This window comes from Corynebacterium capitovis DSM 44611, from assembly GCF_030440535.1.
Taxonomy (GTDB): Bacteria; Actinomycetota; Actinomycetes; order Mycobacteriales; family Mycobacteriaceae; genus Corynebacterium; species Corynebacterium capitovis.
Genome location: NZ_CP047117.1, coordinates 1,503,905 through 1,518,419, shown reverse-complemented (window position 1 = coordinate 1,518,419; position 14,515 = coordinate 1,503,905). Strand labels below are relative to the sequence as shown.

The following is a 14,515-nucleotide window of genomic DNA, read 5'->3' as shown; positions in this document are numbered from 1 at the left end:
ATCGTATGAGCAAGAAGAAGCCCCGCCCGACGCCAGAGCCCGCAGCAAAAATCCCCGGACTTGTCGACGCCCACACGCACCTGGCTTCTACCGGTGCCGTCGACGAGGCAGAGGTCCAGGCAATGGTGGAACGGGCGGCGCGCGCCGGGGTAGAGCGGATCTGCACGGTCGGCGACGGTCTCGACGAGGCAGAACGCGCCCTTGAAGCCGCGCACTACAGCGAGGCAGTTTTCGCCGCCTGCGCGATACACCCTGTCCGGGCGGGTGAGGCCGACGACGCGACGCGGGAGCGGCTGACGCAGATGGTGGCCGACCCCCGATGCGTCGCGGTGGGGGAGACGGGGATGGATTCCTACTGGATTGCGCATGACCCGAGCGGGACCGCCCCCCTTGATGTGCAGGAGGAGGTGTTTCGGTGGCACATTCAGCTCGCTGTCGCGACGGGAAAGGCACTCATGATCCACAACCGCGAGGCGGACGCGCACGTCATACGCATTCTTGGCGACGCCCCCCGCCCGCGCGAAGTCATCCTCCACTGTTTCTCCTCGCCGCGCGAGGTGGCGCGTGAGGCGATAGAGCGCGGTTACGTCCTCAGTTTTGCGGGCAATGTGACGTTCAAGCCCAACACCGAGCTGCGCGAGATCGCCGGCGAGACGCCCCCCGGGCAGCTGCTCATTGAAACGGACGCTCCCTACATGGCGCCCGAGCCTTTCCGCGGCGCGCGCAATGAACCGTCGCTCATTGGGCACACGGCGCGAGTCGTTGCGGCCACTCGAGGGATGGAGCCGGAGGCTCTAGCTGCGGAAGTTGGAGAGACGTTCCGCAGGACGTATGCGGTGTAAAGGCGCACGAGCCGGCGTGCTATTGGCGTAGGAGGCGTTGTTATCGTATTGTTATGGCATTCGTGATGTAACCGAGACTTATCGAGGGCCGAGCTGCATGTCTGCACAACGCATTAACAAGACGACCACCTCCACCAAGCGCATCGTCGCAAGCGGTGTCGCGGGTGCAGTCATCGTCGGCGCCGCGGCCACCGCGGCCACCGCTGCCGCGGCGTCGAAAGAGGTGACGGTGGACGTCAATGGGCAGGAAACCACTGTTCGTACCTTCGCGGGCAATGTTGAGGGGGCGCTGAGCGCCGCCGGCGTCGACGTGGGGACGCAGGATCTGGTCTATCCGGCCCCCAGCGCACAGCTCGCAAGCGGCGACGTCGTGACCGTGCGGACGGCCAAGACCGTTGCGCTCGTTGTCGACGGTGCTGAGCGGCAGCTCACGTCCACCGCAGTCACCGTGGGCGACCTCATCGGGGAGGCCGGTGTGACCCCAGCGGCTGCGACGGATGCCAGCGCGGATCAGCCCCTGACCGACGGTATGACGCTCGACGTGACAACCCCGAAAATCGTCTCCATCGACGACGCAGGAAACGTCATTTATACCTCCGCCGCGAAAAAGACCGTGGGCGAGCTGCTTAGCTCACGAGGTATCGCCGTTGACTCCAATGACCGCGTCAGTGTGCCACTTTCCGCGCCGGTTGAGGAGAACATGGATATCCGCATCGACCGCGTTGAGACGAGCGAGCGGAGCGAAACGGTCGCGTTCGACGCCCCCGCCACCTATGTAGATGACGCGAACCTCGCCTCAGGCACGGAAGAGGTGCGCAAGCCGGGAACCCCGGGGGAGAAGAAGGTCGTGCACCGGACGACGGTGGTCAACGGCAAGGTGCAATCCCACAACGTGGTATCTGAAACAGAGACTCGCGCGGCGACCCCGGCCACGATTGCCCGCGGGACGAAAACGGCCTCGACCGCCTCGATCGCCTCGACGAGTTCGGCGGCCGCGGTGGCGTCCGGCTCTGTGTGGGATTCCATTGCCGCATGCGAATCCGGTGGAAACTGGTCCATTAACACCGGCAACGGCTACCAGGGTGGCCTCCAATTCAACGAGGCCACCTGGGCTGCCTACGGTGGTACGGCGTACGCGCCGACGGCGGATAAGGCGACCCGCGAGCAACAGATCGCCATTGCGGAAAAGACGCAGGCCGCCCAAGGCTGGGGAGCATGGCCTGCCTGCACCGCCAAGCTCGGTCTGCGCTAGTAACCGGTTGACCTTCGGATGACCTACCGATGAACCACGCCCACCTTTTGGGCCCGGCCGACATCCGGAAGCTCGCCGCGGAGCTCGGTGTCACGCCGACAAAAAAGCTGGGCCAAAACTTTGTCCACGATCCCAATACGGTGCGGCGCATCGTCGCGGCGGCAGAGCTTGCACCCACTAGTTCCGTCGTCGAGGTCGGGCCGGGCTTGGGGTCGCTGACGATTGGGCTGCTCGAAGGGTCGCGGCACGTCACCGCGCTTGAGATCGATGGCCGACTCGCCCAGCGGTTGCCACGCACCGTTGCGCAGCGCGCCCCGGAGCTTGCCGACCGCCTGTCCGTGGTCACCACAGACGCTCTCCGCGTCCAGCGTGCGGACGTGCAGGAAGAGCCGGACGCGCTCGTCGCTAACCTTCCATACAACGTTTCGGTGCCGGTCCTTCTTCATCTGCTCGCGGAGTTTCCGTCGATAAGCCGAGTGCTTGTGATGGTGCAGAAAGAGGTCGCGGACCGGCTGGCCGCGCGGCCCGGGTCGAAGGTGTACGGCGTGCCGAGTGTCAAGGCGTCGTTCTACGGGAACGTGACGCGCGCCGGGGTGGTGGGCAAGAACGTGTTTTGGCCCGCCCCCAACGTCGAGAGTGGTCTCGTGCGCATCGATGTCACCGGGCGCTTCCCGCGCGCGCTGGCGGCCAAGACTTTCCCGCTTATCGATGCCGCCTTCGCGCAACGCCGCAAGACCCTGCGCACTGCTTTGGCGGGGGTTTTTGGGTCACCGGCCGCGGCGGAGACAGCCCTGACGACGGCCGGGATCGACCCCGGTTTGCGGGGTGAGGCCCTCTCCGTGGACGATTTCGTGCGTTTGAGCGGGGCTCGGTGAGCCCCGTCGAGTTTGCGGCGAGCGCTCCGGGGAAGGTCAACCTGCACCTCGGTGTGGGAGCCCTGCAGGAAAGCGGTTATCACGACCTGCTCACCGTGTTTCAGGCGGTGGAGCGTCGCGAGGTCGTGCACATCGCGGTGGATAGCCAGGCGCCCGTCGCCCGGAGGGGTTCAATTGTCAGGGGCATGACCACGCGTTTTCACGTTGCCGCCCCTGCGGAAGACATCGATCGCCCCTCGAATCTAGCCTGGCGCGCGGTGGACGCCGTGGTCGACAGAGCGCGGCGGGTCGACCCAGACATCGTGTTGCCGCAGGTCCGGCTGGCCGTAGACAAGTCCGTTTTTGTGGCCGGTGGTATGGCTGGCGGGTCGGCGGACGCGGCGGCTGCGCTCGTTGCTGCAAATGCGCTCATCGCACACGCGGGCGGAGAGAAGCTCGGCAGGGACGTGCTGTTCGAGCTTGCGGCACGCCTCGGGGCGGATGTCCCATTTTGTCTCCTTGGCGGCACGGCCGTGGGCGCCGGGCGCGGTGACGAGCTTGTTTCCGTGCCCACCGCGGGTGACGCGTGGTGGGTGTTGGTTAACCCGCGGGTGCCGCTGTCGACGGGCGAGGTTTTCGCCCGCCTCGACGAACTTCGCGGCGCGGGTGCCGGAAACGAGCCCCACCTGGACTCGCGAGATGTTGAAACGGCCTTGCAGTCGGATGATCTCGAGGCGTTGGGGAGGGCACTGCACAACGACCTTGAGCCGGTGGCGCTAGCGATGCGCCCCGAGATCCGCGAGGTGTTCGCGGCGGTGGCCGAGGCGGGCGCCCGAGCGATCGTGTCTGGTTCTGGGCCGACGGTGGCGGTCTTGCGTGCGGGCGAAAGTGGTGCCCAGAGCCTAGCCGAGAGGCTGCGTGCGCGCTTTCCCACATTCGAGGTTCTCACGGCGTGCGGACCGGCCGAGGGCGCGGCGCTCCTGTAGTCTGCGAACACGTGTGTGAATTCGCTCGGCAGCGGAGTCTCGCCTACCGCGTAGGGTGAGAGCCTTAAACGAGGAAGGAATGAAGCGCCATGTCGCTTGTCGATGCACACCGTAACCGACTCGGGGGCATCCCCGAAAAACGTGAACCCGCCGTCGAAGACCCGGGGTGGTCTGCGCCCACGTTCGAGGGCAGGCCGATTTACGAACAGCTCGCTCGGGTGGGGCAGTTTAAGCGCTCTCACGCCGATGAGGAGGCTCTCCGGGTCGCCCAGGGGTGCATGGCGGCCATGCGAGAGGCGGCGCTGCGCGATCCCGGAAGCGCGATGGAGGTCTACGTCGCCGAGGTCGCCCTGCTCCAGCACAAGCTCGGGCGTTTTGCAGATGAGGCGCGCACGATCGAATCGTGGCTGGACCTGCGCATTCCCGCCCCGCGCGCTGACGTGCGGGTGAACTTGGAAAAGCGTCTTGCCAAAGCCCGGGAGCTCGTCGCCCGCGCCGAGGGACTCGACCCGAGCCCCCACCGGGCGCTGTGGCGTGTCAAGCTGGCAGAAGAAAAGGCGCTGAAAAAATCAGGCCAGGTGGCGCGGGGGGACCTGACCGGCCGCTCCCGCGCCGCCGCCACGCGGCCGCGCCAGCGAGCTGCGGTGTACATACCCACCCGCGAGGCGTTAAACCGCGATGAATTCGTCGCCGTTGATTTCGAAACGGCGAACAGGGTAAGCCAGGCCTCTGCGTGCCAGGTCGCGTTGATTAAGGTGAAGAGCGGTTCCGTGGTGGATTCGCTGGTGACGTACCTCCGCCCGCCCGAAGAGTACAGCCGGTTCGAGTTCACCGATATACACGGGATTGAATTTGCCGACGTTGCCGCAGCCCCCACCTGGTACGACATCGCAGACCACGTGCACGAATTCGTTGCCGACCTTCCCGTCTATGCACACAACGCCTCCTTTGACGCGAGGGTGTGGCGAGCGCTTGACGCCCACTTCTTCACCGGAACCTTCCCCCGCGAGTTTTATTGCACGTGCAGGACAGCTCGACGGTTGCTGCCCCACCTGCCTAACCACACGTTGCCCACCGTCACCGCCTATTGCGCCCCGGCCTTTCGCCTCGTGCATCACACCGCGGATTCCGATGCCCTCGCCTGCGCCCATATCGTGTCAATGTTCCAGCGCACCCCCTCCCTCAACCGCTTGCTGGGGTAGGGGCCAAGCTCGGGTGCGAATAGAATGGCGCCCCTATGGCGAATTTGATCAATCTTGAGAATGTCTCCAAGGCATGGGGTTTAAAACGGCTGCTCGACGGGGTGTCGTTGGGGGTGCAAACCGGCGACAGGATCGGCATCGTTGGCGTCAACGGGGGCGGCAAAACGACCCTGCTCGAGGTCCTCACGGGGGTAGAGTCACCCGACTCCGGGCGGGTGTCACACAACTCGGGCCTGCGCATGGCGGTGGTGACACAGCGCTTCACCCTTGCGGAGCACCTCACGGTGGGGCAGGCGGTCGTTGAACCGCTGGGGTTGCAGACGTACGAGTGGGCGTCGAACGCCAAGGTCCGCGAGGTCCTGCAAGGCACCGGCGTCGCCGCCTTGGGCTTGGACACCCCGGTTGGGCACCTGTCGGGAGGGGAGCGACGCCGGGTGACCCTCGCCGCCGCCTTGGTGCAGGACCTTGACCTAGTCGTCCTCGACGAGCCCACCAACCACCTCGACGTCGAGGGCGTGCAGTGGCTTGCCAGCCACCTCCTCGGGCGCAAGGTCGCGGTTGTCGTGGTCACGCACGACCGTTGGTTCCTCGATACTGTGGCGTCGCTGACGTGGGAGGTCCACGACGGTGCCGTCGACGTCTACGAGGGTGGGTACAACGACTGGACGTTCGCACGCGCCGAGCGCGCCCGGCAGGCGGACGCGGTGGAGCAGCGGAGAGCGAACCTCGCCAGGAAAGAACTCGCGTGGTTGCGTCGCGGAGCCCCCGCGCGCACCTCGAAACCTCGCTACCGCATCGAGGCGGCGGAGGCCCTCATCTCCAACGTCCCCGCCCCGCGGGACAAGGTGGAGCTCATGGCGTTTTCCCGCCAGCGGCAGGGCAAGGTGGTCATCGAGCTCGAGGATGCGCGCATTGATGCGTCCGACGGGCGAACCCTGGTCGACCACCTCACCTGGCGCCTCGCCCCCGGAGAGCGGATCGGCCTAGTAGGCGTCAACGGGTCCGGGAAAACTACCCTCCTGCGAGCGCTGGCGGGAGACTACCCGCTGGCTGCGGGTAGGCGCGTCGAGGGGCGCACGGCGCGCATCGGTTGGCTGCGCCAGGAACTCGACGACCTCGACCCGGCGCGCACGGTCATCGCCGCGGTCGAGGATGTCGCCACCTACATCACGCTCGGGGCGCGGGAGGTCTCGGCGTCCCAGCTCGCGGAGCGGCTCGGCTTCCCGCCGAAGCGGCAGCGCACGCCGGTCGGCGACCTCTCCGGCGGCGAGCGGAGGCGCTTGCAGCTCACCCGCGTCCTCATGTCGGAGCCGAACATCCTGCTTCTCGACGAGCCCACGAACGATCTGGACATCGACACTCTGCAGGAGCTCGAAGACCTACTCGACAATTGGGTCGGCACCTTGGTGGTGATCTCGCACGACCGGTACCTCATCGAGCGCATCGCCGATTCCACCTATGCGCTGTTCGGAGATGGGAAACTGACGAACCTGCCCGGCGGCATTGACCAATACCTCGAGCGGCGGGCGACCGAGGAGAGCGCCGGGGGCCCGCTGGATTTAGGTGGGGAGAGGCAGCAGGGGGGCGTCGAGAAGCGGGCAGGCCTGAGCTCGCAGGAAGAGCGCGAGTTGCGCAAGAGGATGAACGCACTGGAGAGGAGGATCTCGCGGGCGGACGAGCAGGCGGCGGCGCTGGAGGCCACTATCGCAGCGTGGTCGGGGGAGGCGTCGCCCGACTTCGACAAGATCGCTGAGGGCACGCGTGAGCTGGGAAAAGTCCGCGCCGAGCGTGACGGGTGGGAGAGCGAATGGCTTGAGATAGGGGAGGAGCTAGAAAACTAAGGGGCAAGAAAAATGAAATCGGGGAGGTGTGCTCTACTATTTCCCACGTCACACGAACCTCATACTGAAAGGGGTGCCACGTTGAGTGCTCCCACCTCCCCGGGCGATAGTCACGCCGTCGAGACCGTCGAGACCGTCGAGTCCGCTGAAACCGCCGGGACCGAAAAGGCAGCTCCGCGCGGGATCGGCCCCGCGGTCGGCGCGGTCTTCCTCATGGCGACGTCGTCCATCGGCCCAGGATTCTTGACGCAGACATCCGTCTTTACCGTCAAGATGGGCGCCGCGTTTGCCTTCGCCATCTTGCTGTCCATCCTGGTGGACATCGCGATCCAGCTCAATGTGTGGCGTGTCCTCGGGATCTCCGGGCTGCGTGCCAACGAGCTGGGTAATAAGGTGTTGCCGGGTCTCGGCTGGGTGATGGCGGTCCTCGTCTTCCTCGGCGGCATTGTGTTCAACATTGGCAATATCGCCGGCACGGGGCTGGGGACGAACGCGATGTTCGGGATCGACCCCAGGATCGGCGGAGGCGTCTCTGCTGCGATCGCCATTTTCGTGTTCTTGTCCAAGCGCGCGGGTGTTGCTTTGGACCGCATTGTGGTCGCGCTCGGCGCGATCATGATCCTGCTGATGCTCTACGTCGCCATCGTCTCCCAGCCCCCGGTCGGTGAAGCCCTCAAGCAGACCGTGCTGCCGGAGAGGGTTGACTTCCTCGTCATCACCACGCTGATCGGCGGAACCGTGGGCGGGTACATCACCTTCGCTGGCGTGCACCGTCTCATCGACTCCGGCAACGCCGGTGTGGACAACCTCAAGCAGATCAGCAACTCGTCCATCATGGGCATCGTTGTGATCGGCATTATGCGCGTCCTGCTCTTCCTCGCCGTGCTGGGTGTCGTGTCCACGGGGGTGGCGCTGTCTGAGAGCAACACCGCCGCGGATGCCTTCTTCCACGCGGCCGGGGAGTTCGGTCTGCGCGCCTTCGGCCTCGTGTTGTGGGCCGCCGGGCTGTCGTCCGTCATCGGCGCGTCGTACACCTCGGTATCCTTCATCACCACCCAGAGCACGCCCGAGCGCACCCGCAACTGGCTGACGGTCGCTTTCGTTGTCGTATGCGCCGTCCTGTACCTGGCGCTCGGGCAGGCTCCGCAGACGCTGCTCATCTTCGCGGGCGCGTTCAACGGCCTGATCTTGCCGATCGGTTTCGCGGTGGTGATGTGGGCGGCGTGGCGTCGCAAAGATCTGCTGCAGGGCTACAAGTACCCGGTTGGGTTGCTCATCATCGGCGCGCTCGTGCTCCTCGTGACGATCTTTATGGGGTGGCGCTCCATCTCCGGATTGAGCGCCCTCTGGTAAGGATGCCTGTGGTAAGCAAGGGTGATGGTTCTCCCTCGCAGCTACAGCCCCTCGCAAGCCCGCGCGTTGTTCCGCGACAAGACATCGTCCGTCGCCACGACGGCGGGCTTTTCGCTTGGCTACGCCCAGGCCAACCTCATCGCGGTCGACCGGCGCTACGCCTTCGATTTTCTCCTTTTCGCACAGCGCAACCCGAAGCCCTGCCCGATCCTCGGGGTGCTCGAGGCGGGGCACGTTACTTCAGACCTCGTGCGCGGCGGCGACATTCGCACGGACATCCCCGCCTACCGCGTATACCGCGACGGCGAGCTCGTCGACGAGGTCGCTGACGCCACCTCCTACTGGACCCCCTCGACCGTGGCCTTCCTCATCGGGTGCTCGTTTACGTTTGAGCAGGCACTTATCGACGCCCACGTCCCCGTCGCCCACATCGAGCAAGGGCGCAACGTCCCGATGTACGTGACAAACATCGATTGTGTGCCCGCCGGGACGTTCAGCGGGAAAATGGTTGTATCCATGCGCCCGATCCCGGCGTCGCAGGTCGCGGACGCGGTGCGGGTCACCTCACGCTACCCCGCGGTCCACGGCGCGCCCGTCCATGTCGGCGACCCGGCGGCGATTGGCATCGGCGACCTCGCGGCCCCCGACTTCGGTGACGCGGTCGACATCGCGCCCGGACACATCCCCGTGTTTTGGGCGTGCGGAGTCACGCCCCAATCGGTCGTGATGAGCTCAAAACCCGACCTGGCCATCTGCCATTCACCGGGCAAGATGCTCATCACCGACGTCCGGGACAGCTTCTACCAGGTGCCTTAGGAGATCGTCGCGATCGTCGCGTTCGCCTTTACCCGCTCGCCCGGGGCGGCGGCGAGGGAGATGTGGCCGTTCCGGGGGGCCTTGATGGTCGACTCCATCTTCATCGCTTCTATGGTGGCGAGCGCGTCACCCTTCGCCACGACCTCGCCGTCGGCGACCAGCCAGTCCACGATCGTTGCCTCGTATTTCGTGGTCACTGCGTTGGCGCCCGGCGCGGCCCCCGCCACCGCGTCAGCGGTGCCCGGGGCCGGAGCAGCGGAACCGGCGCTGAGGAGGGACACCGGAATGCCCACCGTGTGCAGCCTGCCGTCGATCTCGACGACCACGCTGGTGCGCTCGTCGTAGATGTGCTCGATGTCGTCGACGTAGTGCTTCGCGGAAGGGGAGTAGTTGTGGTCCACCCAGTCGGTGTACACGTCGAGGCTGTCGCCCGTCAGCTCCGGCGCGGTGATCATGTCCCGGTGGAACGGCAGGACCGAGCGCACGCCCTCGATGGTGAATTCGTTCAGTGCGCGCTGGGCACGGCTGATCGCGGTGGCGCGGTCAGGGCCCCACACGATGAGCTTGCCCATGAGTGAGTCGTAGTAGGCCGGAATGGTTGTGCCCGTGCGCACGCCCGTGTCGACGCGCACGGCCGGGCCGGTGGGAACATCGAAGCGGGTGATGGTTCCCGGCGAAGGGGCGAAGCCGTTTGTCACATCTTCGGCGTTGATGCGGAATTCAAAGGCGTGCCCGTTGATCTCTGGGTCGTTGCCGCCGAAGGACAGTGGCTGACCGTCGGCGATGCGGAACTGCTCGGCGATGATGTCCACACCCGTCACCGCCTCGGTGACGGGGTGCTCCACCTGCACACGGGTGTTGACCTCCAGGAATGACACGGTGCCGTCCTCGGAGACGATGTATTCCACCGTGCCCGCCGACACGTACCCGGCCTTGGTGCAGATGGCGCGAGCGCCTTCTTCAATTCCGCGTCGCTGTTCCTCGGTGAGGAACGGAGCGGGTGCCTCCTCGATGAGCTTCTGGAAGCGACGCTGCGTGGAACAGTCACGCGTGCCGAGCACGGCGACGTTGCCGTGTGTATCCGCAAGGACCTGCGCCTCGACGTGGCGCGGGTGGGTGAGGAACTTCTCCACGTAGCACTCGCCGCGGCCAAACGCCTCGCGGGCCTCACGCCCCGCGGAGGCGAAGCCCTCTTCAATGTCGGCCTCGTCGAAGACGACCTTCAGGCCGCGCCCGCCGCCACCGAAGGCGGCCTTGATAGCAATCGGCATGCCGTGCTCGGCGGCGAAGTCGCGGGCCTCCTCCCAGGTTTGCAGCGGCTCCGATGTACCGGGGGCGAGGGGAGCACCCGCCTCGACGGCCACAGCCCGGGCGGCCAGCTTGTCGCCGAGCAACTCGATCGACTCGGGCGAGGGGCCGACCCACGTCAGGCCCGCATCCTGAACCGTGCGGGCGAAATCGGCGTTCTCGGAGAGGAAACCGTACCCCGGGTGGACGCAATCCGCGCCGGCGCGCTGGGCGACGTCGATAAGAGCGGGAATGTTCATGTACGTCTCAGAGGAGGTCTTCCCCGGCAAAAGGTAGGCCTCATCGGCGATCTGCGTGTGAAGGGCACCGGTGTCGGGTTCTGAGTAGACAGCGATGGAGCGAATACCGAGGTCGCGAGCGGTCCGCGCGATGCGTACCGCGATTTCCCCGCGGTTGGCAATGAGGACGGCTTGTAGATTCATGGGGAGTAGTCCTTATCGGGAGTAGAGCTCGAAGCGAATTTTCCCGCCCGGCGGGAGCTGGGCGGCGATGTCAACATCTTCGTTGATGACGGTCGCGATGACGGGGTAGCCGCCGGTAACGGCGTGGTCGCGGAGGAAAACGACGGGCTGGCCCGAGGGGGGGATCTGCACGGAGCCGGCCACCATCCCCTCGGAGGGCAGCTCACCCGCGCGACTTCGTTCAATGGGTGTGTCGGTCTCGAGCCGCACGCCCACCCGGTTCGAATCGGCGGTCACCGTGAACGTGGTGGACAGGAACCTCTCTACATCCTCGGCGGAGAACCAGTCGTCGCGCGGACCCAGGACGCAGCGCACCACGCCCACCGTCGCCGCCCCCTCGCGGGAAACGCGAAGGGGATTGCTCAGCAGGGCGTTCGCGGACTGTGGCGGCGTGAGGGAGACGGACACCGTGTCCCCGGCCTGAAGCGGCGCAGGGCCCAGGCCGGAGAGCATGTCGGTGGCCGCGGAATCAAGTTCGGTGTCGGCGATGAGCCCACCGCGGACGGCGATGTAGCTGCGCATTCCCGTGCGGGGAGCGGAGACCACAAGTTCCGCGCCCGCGGGCACGATGGTGGGTGTGGCGAGGAGGATTGGCCGGCCACCGACGGTGACGTCGGCGGCGGCCCCCGTCACGCAGACCACCGTCTCCGCGAGGGCGGTGAGGGTAAGTCCCCCCACGTTTTCCAACAGCGTTGCGTTCCTGTCGTTGCCCACGGCCGCGTTCGCGGTGCGTGCTGAGGCCCGGTCGGCCGAACCCGACGTCGTGACCCCCAGGTTCCCGTTGCCTTGACGCCCCAGGTCTTGGTAGAGCGTCTGTAGGCCGGGATCGTCGACAGTGAAGATAGGGCGGCGCGACGGCCGGGCGAGGTGGCTGTGGCTGGGCGCAGCGTTGCTTGCCAGCGTGTCGACGGCCACGTACCGCACCCGGTCACCCGGCGCGACGAGTGCCGGAGGGTTCGCAGCCGAGTCCCACATGGGAGTGGTCGTGGTGCCGATGAGCTGCCAGCCGCCCGGAGATGTGCGGGGGTAGACAGCGGAGAAGTCCCCGGCGAGCGCGACGGCCCCGGCAGGCACCGCGGTGCGCGGTGTTGCCCGGCGCGGGATGTCAAGCGCCTGGGCGGGGTCTTCGGGGACGCAATAGGTGAAACCTGGGGCGAACCCGCCGAATGCGGCGACCCACGTCGTCGAGGTGTGCCACGTAATCAGCTCCTCGGGGCTCTTTCCCAGCGAGGAGGCAAGCTCACCCAGGTCCGCGCCGTCGTAGAGCACCTCAATTGTGATGTCGCGCGGATCAGAGCGGCGCGCGGTAGCGGGGTGAAAGTCGCGGAGCTGCGATGCTGCCGCCGTGGCTGCGGCGGGCGAGTCGAAAGTGACAAGGACCGTGCGCGCTGCGGCGATCACGTCGGTTTGGTGTTCAAGCGGTGAGGCGGACAGGGCGGCGTGCCAGTCCATCACGGCGGTGAGGTCGGGAAGGTCGACGAGGAGCGCCCGCGACCCGACCGGATGAATAGTCGGCTGGGTGCTCACAGGAAGCTCCGGATCTCGATGCCTTCGTCTGCCAGGCGCGCGACGATGCTGCGGGTCAACTCGACGGCCCCCGGGGAGTCGCCGTGGACGCACACGGACTCCGCAGAGACGGCAATCTCGCTGCCGTCGATCGCTGTGACCGAACCGGTGGCAGCGACGTGGAGCACCCGCTCAGCTACGGCGGCGGGGTCATGCATGACGGCGTTGGGCTCGCGACGGGAAACGAGCGTGCCGTCGGGGTTGTAACCGCGGTCGGCGAAGGCCTCGCGCACGACGCGCAGGCCAGCTTGTTCCGCGATCTCAGCGGCAATGGAGCCGGGGAGGAGGAGCAGCGGCAGATCGCGACCGAACGCCTTGACACCGTCGACGACGGCTCGCGCATGCGCCTCGTGGTGGACGATGGTGTTGTAGAGAGCGCCGTGGGGCTTGACGTAGGAGACCTGCGTTCCGTTGGCGCGGGCGAGGGCGTCCAGGGCGCCGATCTGGTAGAGGACTTCGTCGGTAAGATCTGCGGGCGCGTAATCGACGAAGCGGCGACCGAACGCGGCTGGGTCATTGTAGGCGGGGTGCGCTCCGACGGTGACCCCGGCTGCTGCGGCGGCGGAGAGGGTGCGTGCGATGGAGTGCGGGTCCCCGGCGTGGAAGCCGGTCGCGACGTTTGCGCTGGAGACCATGTCCAGCATGGCGCCGTCGTCGGCGACGGGGTTGCCGGCGGTGGTCTCCCCGAGATCTGCATTGAGGTCAATAGCGGTGCTCACGTGTCGTGTGCCTTCCCTTTTAAACATTGAATAGCCGTATCGCTGTTCGCTTATTTATACCGCGCTCCCCGGACGGCTCTGTAAGGTGGCATCATGATTTTGATCAATGTGAAATTCACCCCACTGCCTGAGCACGTGGAGAACTTCCGCGAATTGGTGGACGACTTTACCCGCGCAACCCGCGCCGAAGAGGGGTGTCTTTTCTTCGACTGGTACCGCAGCGAGGAAGATCCGGGGGAGTACATCCTGGTGGAGGGATTCAAGGACGACGCAGCCGAGGCCCACGTCAACTCCGCGCACTTCAAGGCGGCGCAGGTATTCTTCCCAACGATTCTGACCTCAACCCCGCGCATCATCAACACGCTCATCGAGGGCACGACGCAGTGGGACGAGATGGCGGAGTTTCAGGTCGACTAGCGGAACAGAGACGGGCATGTAGACGAGTAGGGGGCCACGGCGCGGGGAGGTAGCGTAGAGACTATGAGTGACCGTGCCAGCACTTCGCAGAAACTGTCTAAGAAGGCGTATGAGAAGGAATTGCTCCGCCTTCAGGCTGAGCTCGTTGAAATGCAGCAGTGGGTCGTCGAGACCGGATCCCGCCTGGTCATCGTGATGGAAGGGCGCGACGCGGCGGGAAAGGGTTCCGCGATCAAGCGGATGACGCAGTACCTCAACCCCCGCACTTGCCGCATCGAGGCCCTGCCGACCCCCACCGAGCGGGAGCGCACACAGTGGTACTTCCAGCGCTACGTCGAACGCCTCCCCGCGGCGGGGGAAATCGTGATCTTCGATCGCTCGTGGTACAACCGCGCCGGCGTCGAGCGGGTGATGGGCTTTTGCACCTCGCAGGAGTATCGCCGTTTCCTGCACCAGGCACCCATCTTCGAGCGTCTCCTCGTCGAGGACGGCATTATGCTGCGCAAGTACTGGTTCTCGGTGTCGGACGAGGAGCAGTACGCCCGCTTCCAGTCTCGTTTGGACGATCCCCTCCGCCGATGGAAGCTCTCTCCCATGGACCTAGAGTCGATCACCCGCTGGGAGGAGTACTCGCGGGCGAAAGATGAGATGTTCGTGCACACGGACATTCCTTCGGCGCCGTGGTACACGGTGGAGAGCGAGGACAAGAAGCGCTCCCGCATCAACGTCATCTCCCACCTCTTGTCCACGGTGCCGTACGAGCACGTCACGCAGGATCTGCCGAAGATACCGAAGCGCCCCAGCACGGGCACCTACGAGCGCCCACCTCGCGACGAATTCAACTACGTCCCCGACGTCGCGGCGAAGCTTGAGCGAAAGAAAAAGAAGGGCAAATAAG

General features: G+C 65.9%; 13 protein-coding genes. 10 read left to right on the top strand and 3 right to left on the bottom strand.

Annotation, left to right across the window (positions count from 1 at the left end; all coding sequences use genetic code 11):
* Nucleotides 1-5 precede the first annotated feature (5 nt).
* The 8 genes from CAPI_RS07395 to CAPI_RS07360 all read left to right on the top strand — a co-directional run bounded on the left by CAPI_RS07395 (nucleotide 6) and on the right by CAPI_RS07360 (nucleotide 9,146).
* The gene (locus tag CAPI_RS07395) at nucleotides 6-842 is read left to right on the top strand and encodes a TatD family hydrolase (RefSeq protein ID WP_018018016.1); all 837 of its coding nucleotides are present in this window, start codon (nucleotides 6-8) and stop codon (nucleotides 840-842) included.
* A gap of 97 nt (nucleotides 843-939) precedes the next feature.
* A complete protein-coding gene (locus CAPI_RS07390) occupies nucleotides 940-2,094 on the top strand; it encodes a resuscitation-promoting factor (RefSeq protein WP_018018015.1) in 1,155 nt (384 codons plus the stop codon).
* 29 nt (nucleotides 2,095-2,123) lie between these two features.
* Nucleotides 2,124-2,969, top strand: coding sequence for a 16S rRNA (adenine(1518)-N(6)/adenine(1519)-N(6))-dimethyltransferase RsmA (gene rsmA / locus CAPI_RS07385; RefSeq protein ID WP_018018014.1), 846 nt, complete (start codon nucleotides 2,124-2,126; stop codon nucleotides 2,967-2,969).
* Nucleotides 2,966-3,934: a 4-(cytidine 5'-diphospho)-2-C-methyl-D-erythritol kinase gene (gene ispE / locus CAPI_RS07380; RefSeq protein ID WP_018018013.1), complete on the top strand. Its 969-nt coding sequence runs from the start codon at nucleotides 2,966-2,968 to the stop codon at nucleotides 3,932-3,934. Before rsmA ends, ispE begins: the two co-directional genes overlap by 4 nt.
* 89 nt (nucleotides 3,935-4,023) lie before the next feature.
* On the top strand, nucleotides 4,024-5,136 hold the full coding sequence (locus CAPI_RS07375; RefSeq protein WP_018018012.1) for an exonuclease domain-containing protein: 1,113 nt from the start codon (nucleotides 4,024-4,026) through the stop codon (nucleotides 5,134-5,136).
* A gap of 35 nt (nucleotides 5,137-5,171) precedes the next feature.
* Entirely contained in the window at nucleotides 5,172-6,977 is a 1,806-nt protein-coding gene (locus CAPI_RS07370; protein WP_018018011.1) for an ABC-F family ATP-binding cassette domain-containing protein, read from the top strand.
* An 81-nt stretch (nucleotides 6,978-7,058) separates the two neighbouring features.
* Entirely contained in the window at nucleotides 7,059-8,330 is a 1,272-nt protein-coding gene (locus CAPI_RS07365; RefSeq protein ID WP_018018010.1) for an NRAMP family divalent metal transporter, read from the top strand.
* Between the two features lie 24 nt (nucleotides 8,331-8,354).
* Nucleotides 8,355-9,146: a putative hydro-lyase gene (locus CAPI_RS07360; RefSeq protein WP_018018009.1), complete on the top strand. Its 792-nt coding sequence runs from the start codon at nucleotides 8,355-8,357 to the stop codon at nucleotides 9,144-9,146.
* On the opposite strand, the gene CAPI_RS07355 is transcribed toward CAPI_RS07360, so the two are convergent.
* From CAPI_RS07355 to CAPI_RS07345, 3 genes are all read right to left on the bottom strand, one after another.
* The gene (locus CAPI_RS07355; RefSeq protein ID WP_018018008.1) at nucleotides 9,143-10,876 is read right to left on the bottom strand and encodes an acetyl/propionyl/methylcrotonyl-CoA carboxylase subunit alpha; all 1,734 of its coding nucleotides are present in this window, start codon (nucleotides 10,874-10,876) and stop codon (nucleotides 9,143-9,145) included. The two genes, CAPI_RS07360 and CAPI_RS07355, sit on opposite strands and share 4 nt — an antisense overlap.
* A gap of 12 nt (nucleotides 10,877-10,888) precedes the next feature.
* A complete protein-coding gene (locus CAPI_RS07350) occupies nucleotides 10,889-12,367 on the bottom strand; it encodes a 5-oxoprolinase subunit B/C family protein (RefSeq protein ID WP_245531657.1) in 1,479 nt (492 codons plus the stop codon).
* Nucleotides 12,368-12,438: 71 nt separating this feature from the next.
* Nucleotides 12,439-13,227, bottom strand: coding sequence for a LamB/YcsF family protein (locus CAPI_RS07345; RefSeq protein ID WP_051059735.1), 789 nt, complete (start codon nucleotides 13,225-13,227; stop codon nucleotides 12,439-12,441).
* Nucleotides 13,228-13,293: 66 nt separating this feature from the next.
* Between CAPI_RS07345 and CAPI_RS07340 the strand changes: the two genes are divergently transcribed.
* Nucleotides 13,294-13,617, top strand: a complete 324-nt coding sequence (locus CAPI_RS07340) for a putative quinol monooxygenase (RefSeq protein ID WP_018018005.1) — start codon at nucleotides 13,294-13,296, stop codon at nucleotides 13,615-13,617.
* Nucleotides 13,618-13,680: 63 nt separating this feature from the next.
* Nucleotides 13,681-14,514, top strand: a complete 834-nt coding sequence (ppk2, locus tag CAPI_RS07335; protein WP_018018004.1) for a polyphosphate kinase 2 — start codon at nucleotides 13,681-13,683, stop codon at nucleotides 14,512-14,514.
* Nucleotide 14,515 lies beyond the last annotated feature (1 nt).

Excerpts from the sequence above, each read along its gene's own strand:
- CAPI_RS07350 (WP_245531657.1), bottom strand. The coding sequence starts at position 12,367 with ATGGACTGGCACGCCGCCCTGTCCGCCTCACCGCTTGAACACCAAACC.
- CAPI_RS07390 (WP_018018015.1), top strand. The coding sequence starts at position 940 with ATGTCTGCACAACGCATTAACAAGACGACCACCTCCACCAAGCGCATC.
- CAPI_RS07360 (WP_018018009.1), top strand. The coding sequence starts at position 8,355 with ATGGTTCTCCCTCGCAGCTACAGCCCCTCGCAAGCCCGCGCGTTGTTC.
- rsmA (WP_018018014.1), top strand. The coding sequence starts at position 2,124 with ATGAACCACGCCCACCTTTTGGGCCCGGCCGACATCCGGAAGCTCGCC.
- CAPI_RS07395 (WP_018018016.1), top strand. The coding sequence starts at position 6 with ATGAGCAAGAAGAAGCCCCGCCCGACGCCAGAGCCCGCAGCAAAAATC.
- CAPI_RS07370 (WP_018018011.1), top strand. The coding sequence starts at position 5,172 with ATGGCGAATTTGATCAATCTTGAGAATGTCTCCAAGGCATGGGGTTTA.
- CAPI_RS07355 (WP_018018008.1), bottom strand. The coding sequence starts at position 10,876 with ATGAATCTACAAGCCGTCCTCATTGCCAACCGCGGGGAAATCGCGGTA.
- CAPI_RS07340 (WP_018018005.1), top strand. The coding sequence starts at position 13,294 with ATGATTTTGATCAATGTGAAATTCACCCCACTGCCTGAGCACGTGGAG.
- CAPI_RS07375 (WP_018018012.1), top strand. The coding sequence starts at position 4,024 with ATGTCGCTTGTCGATGCACACCGTAACCGACTCGGGGGCATCCCCGAA.
- ppk2 (WP_018018004.1), top strand. The coding sequence starts at position 13,681 with ATGAGTGACCGTGCCAGCACTTCGCAGAAACTGTCTAAGAAGGCGTAT.
- CAPI_RS07345 (WP_051059735.1), bottom strand. The coding sequence starts at position 13,227 with ATGTTTAAAAGGGAAGGCACACGACACGTGAGCACCGCTATTGACCTC.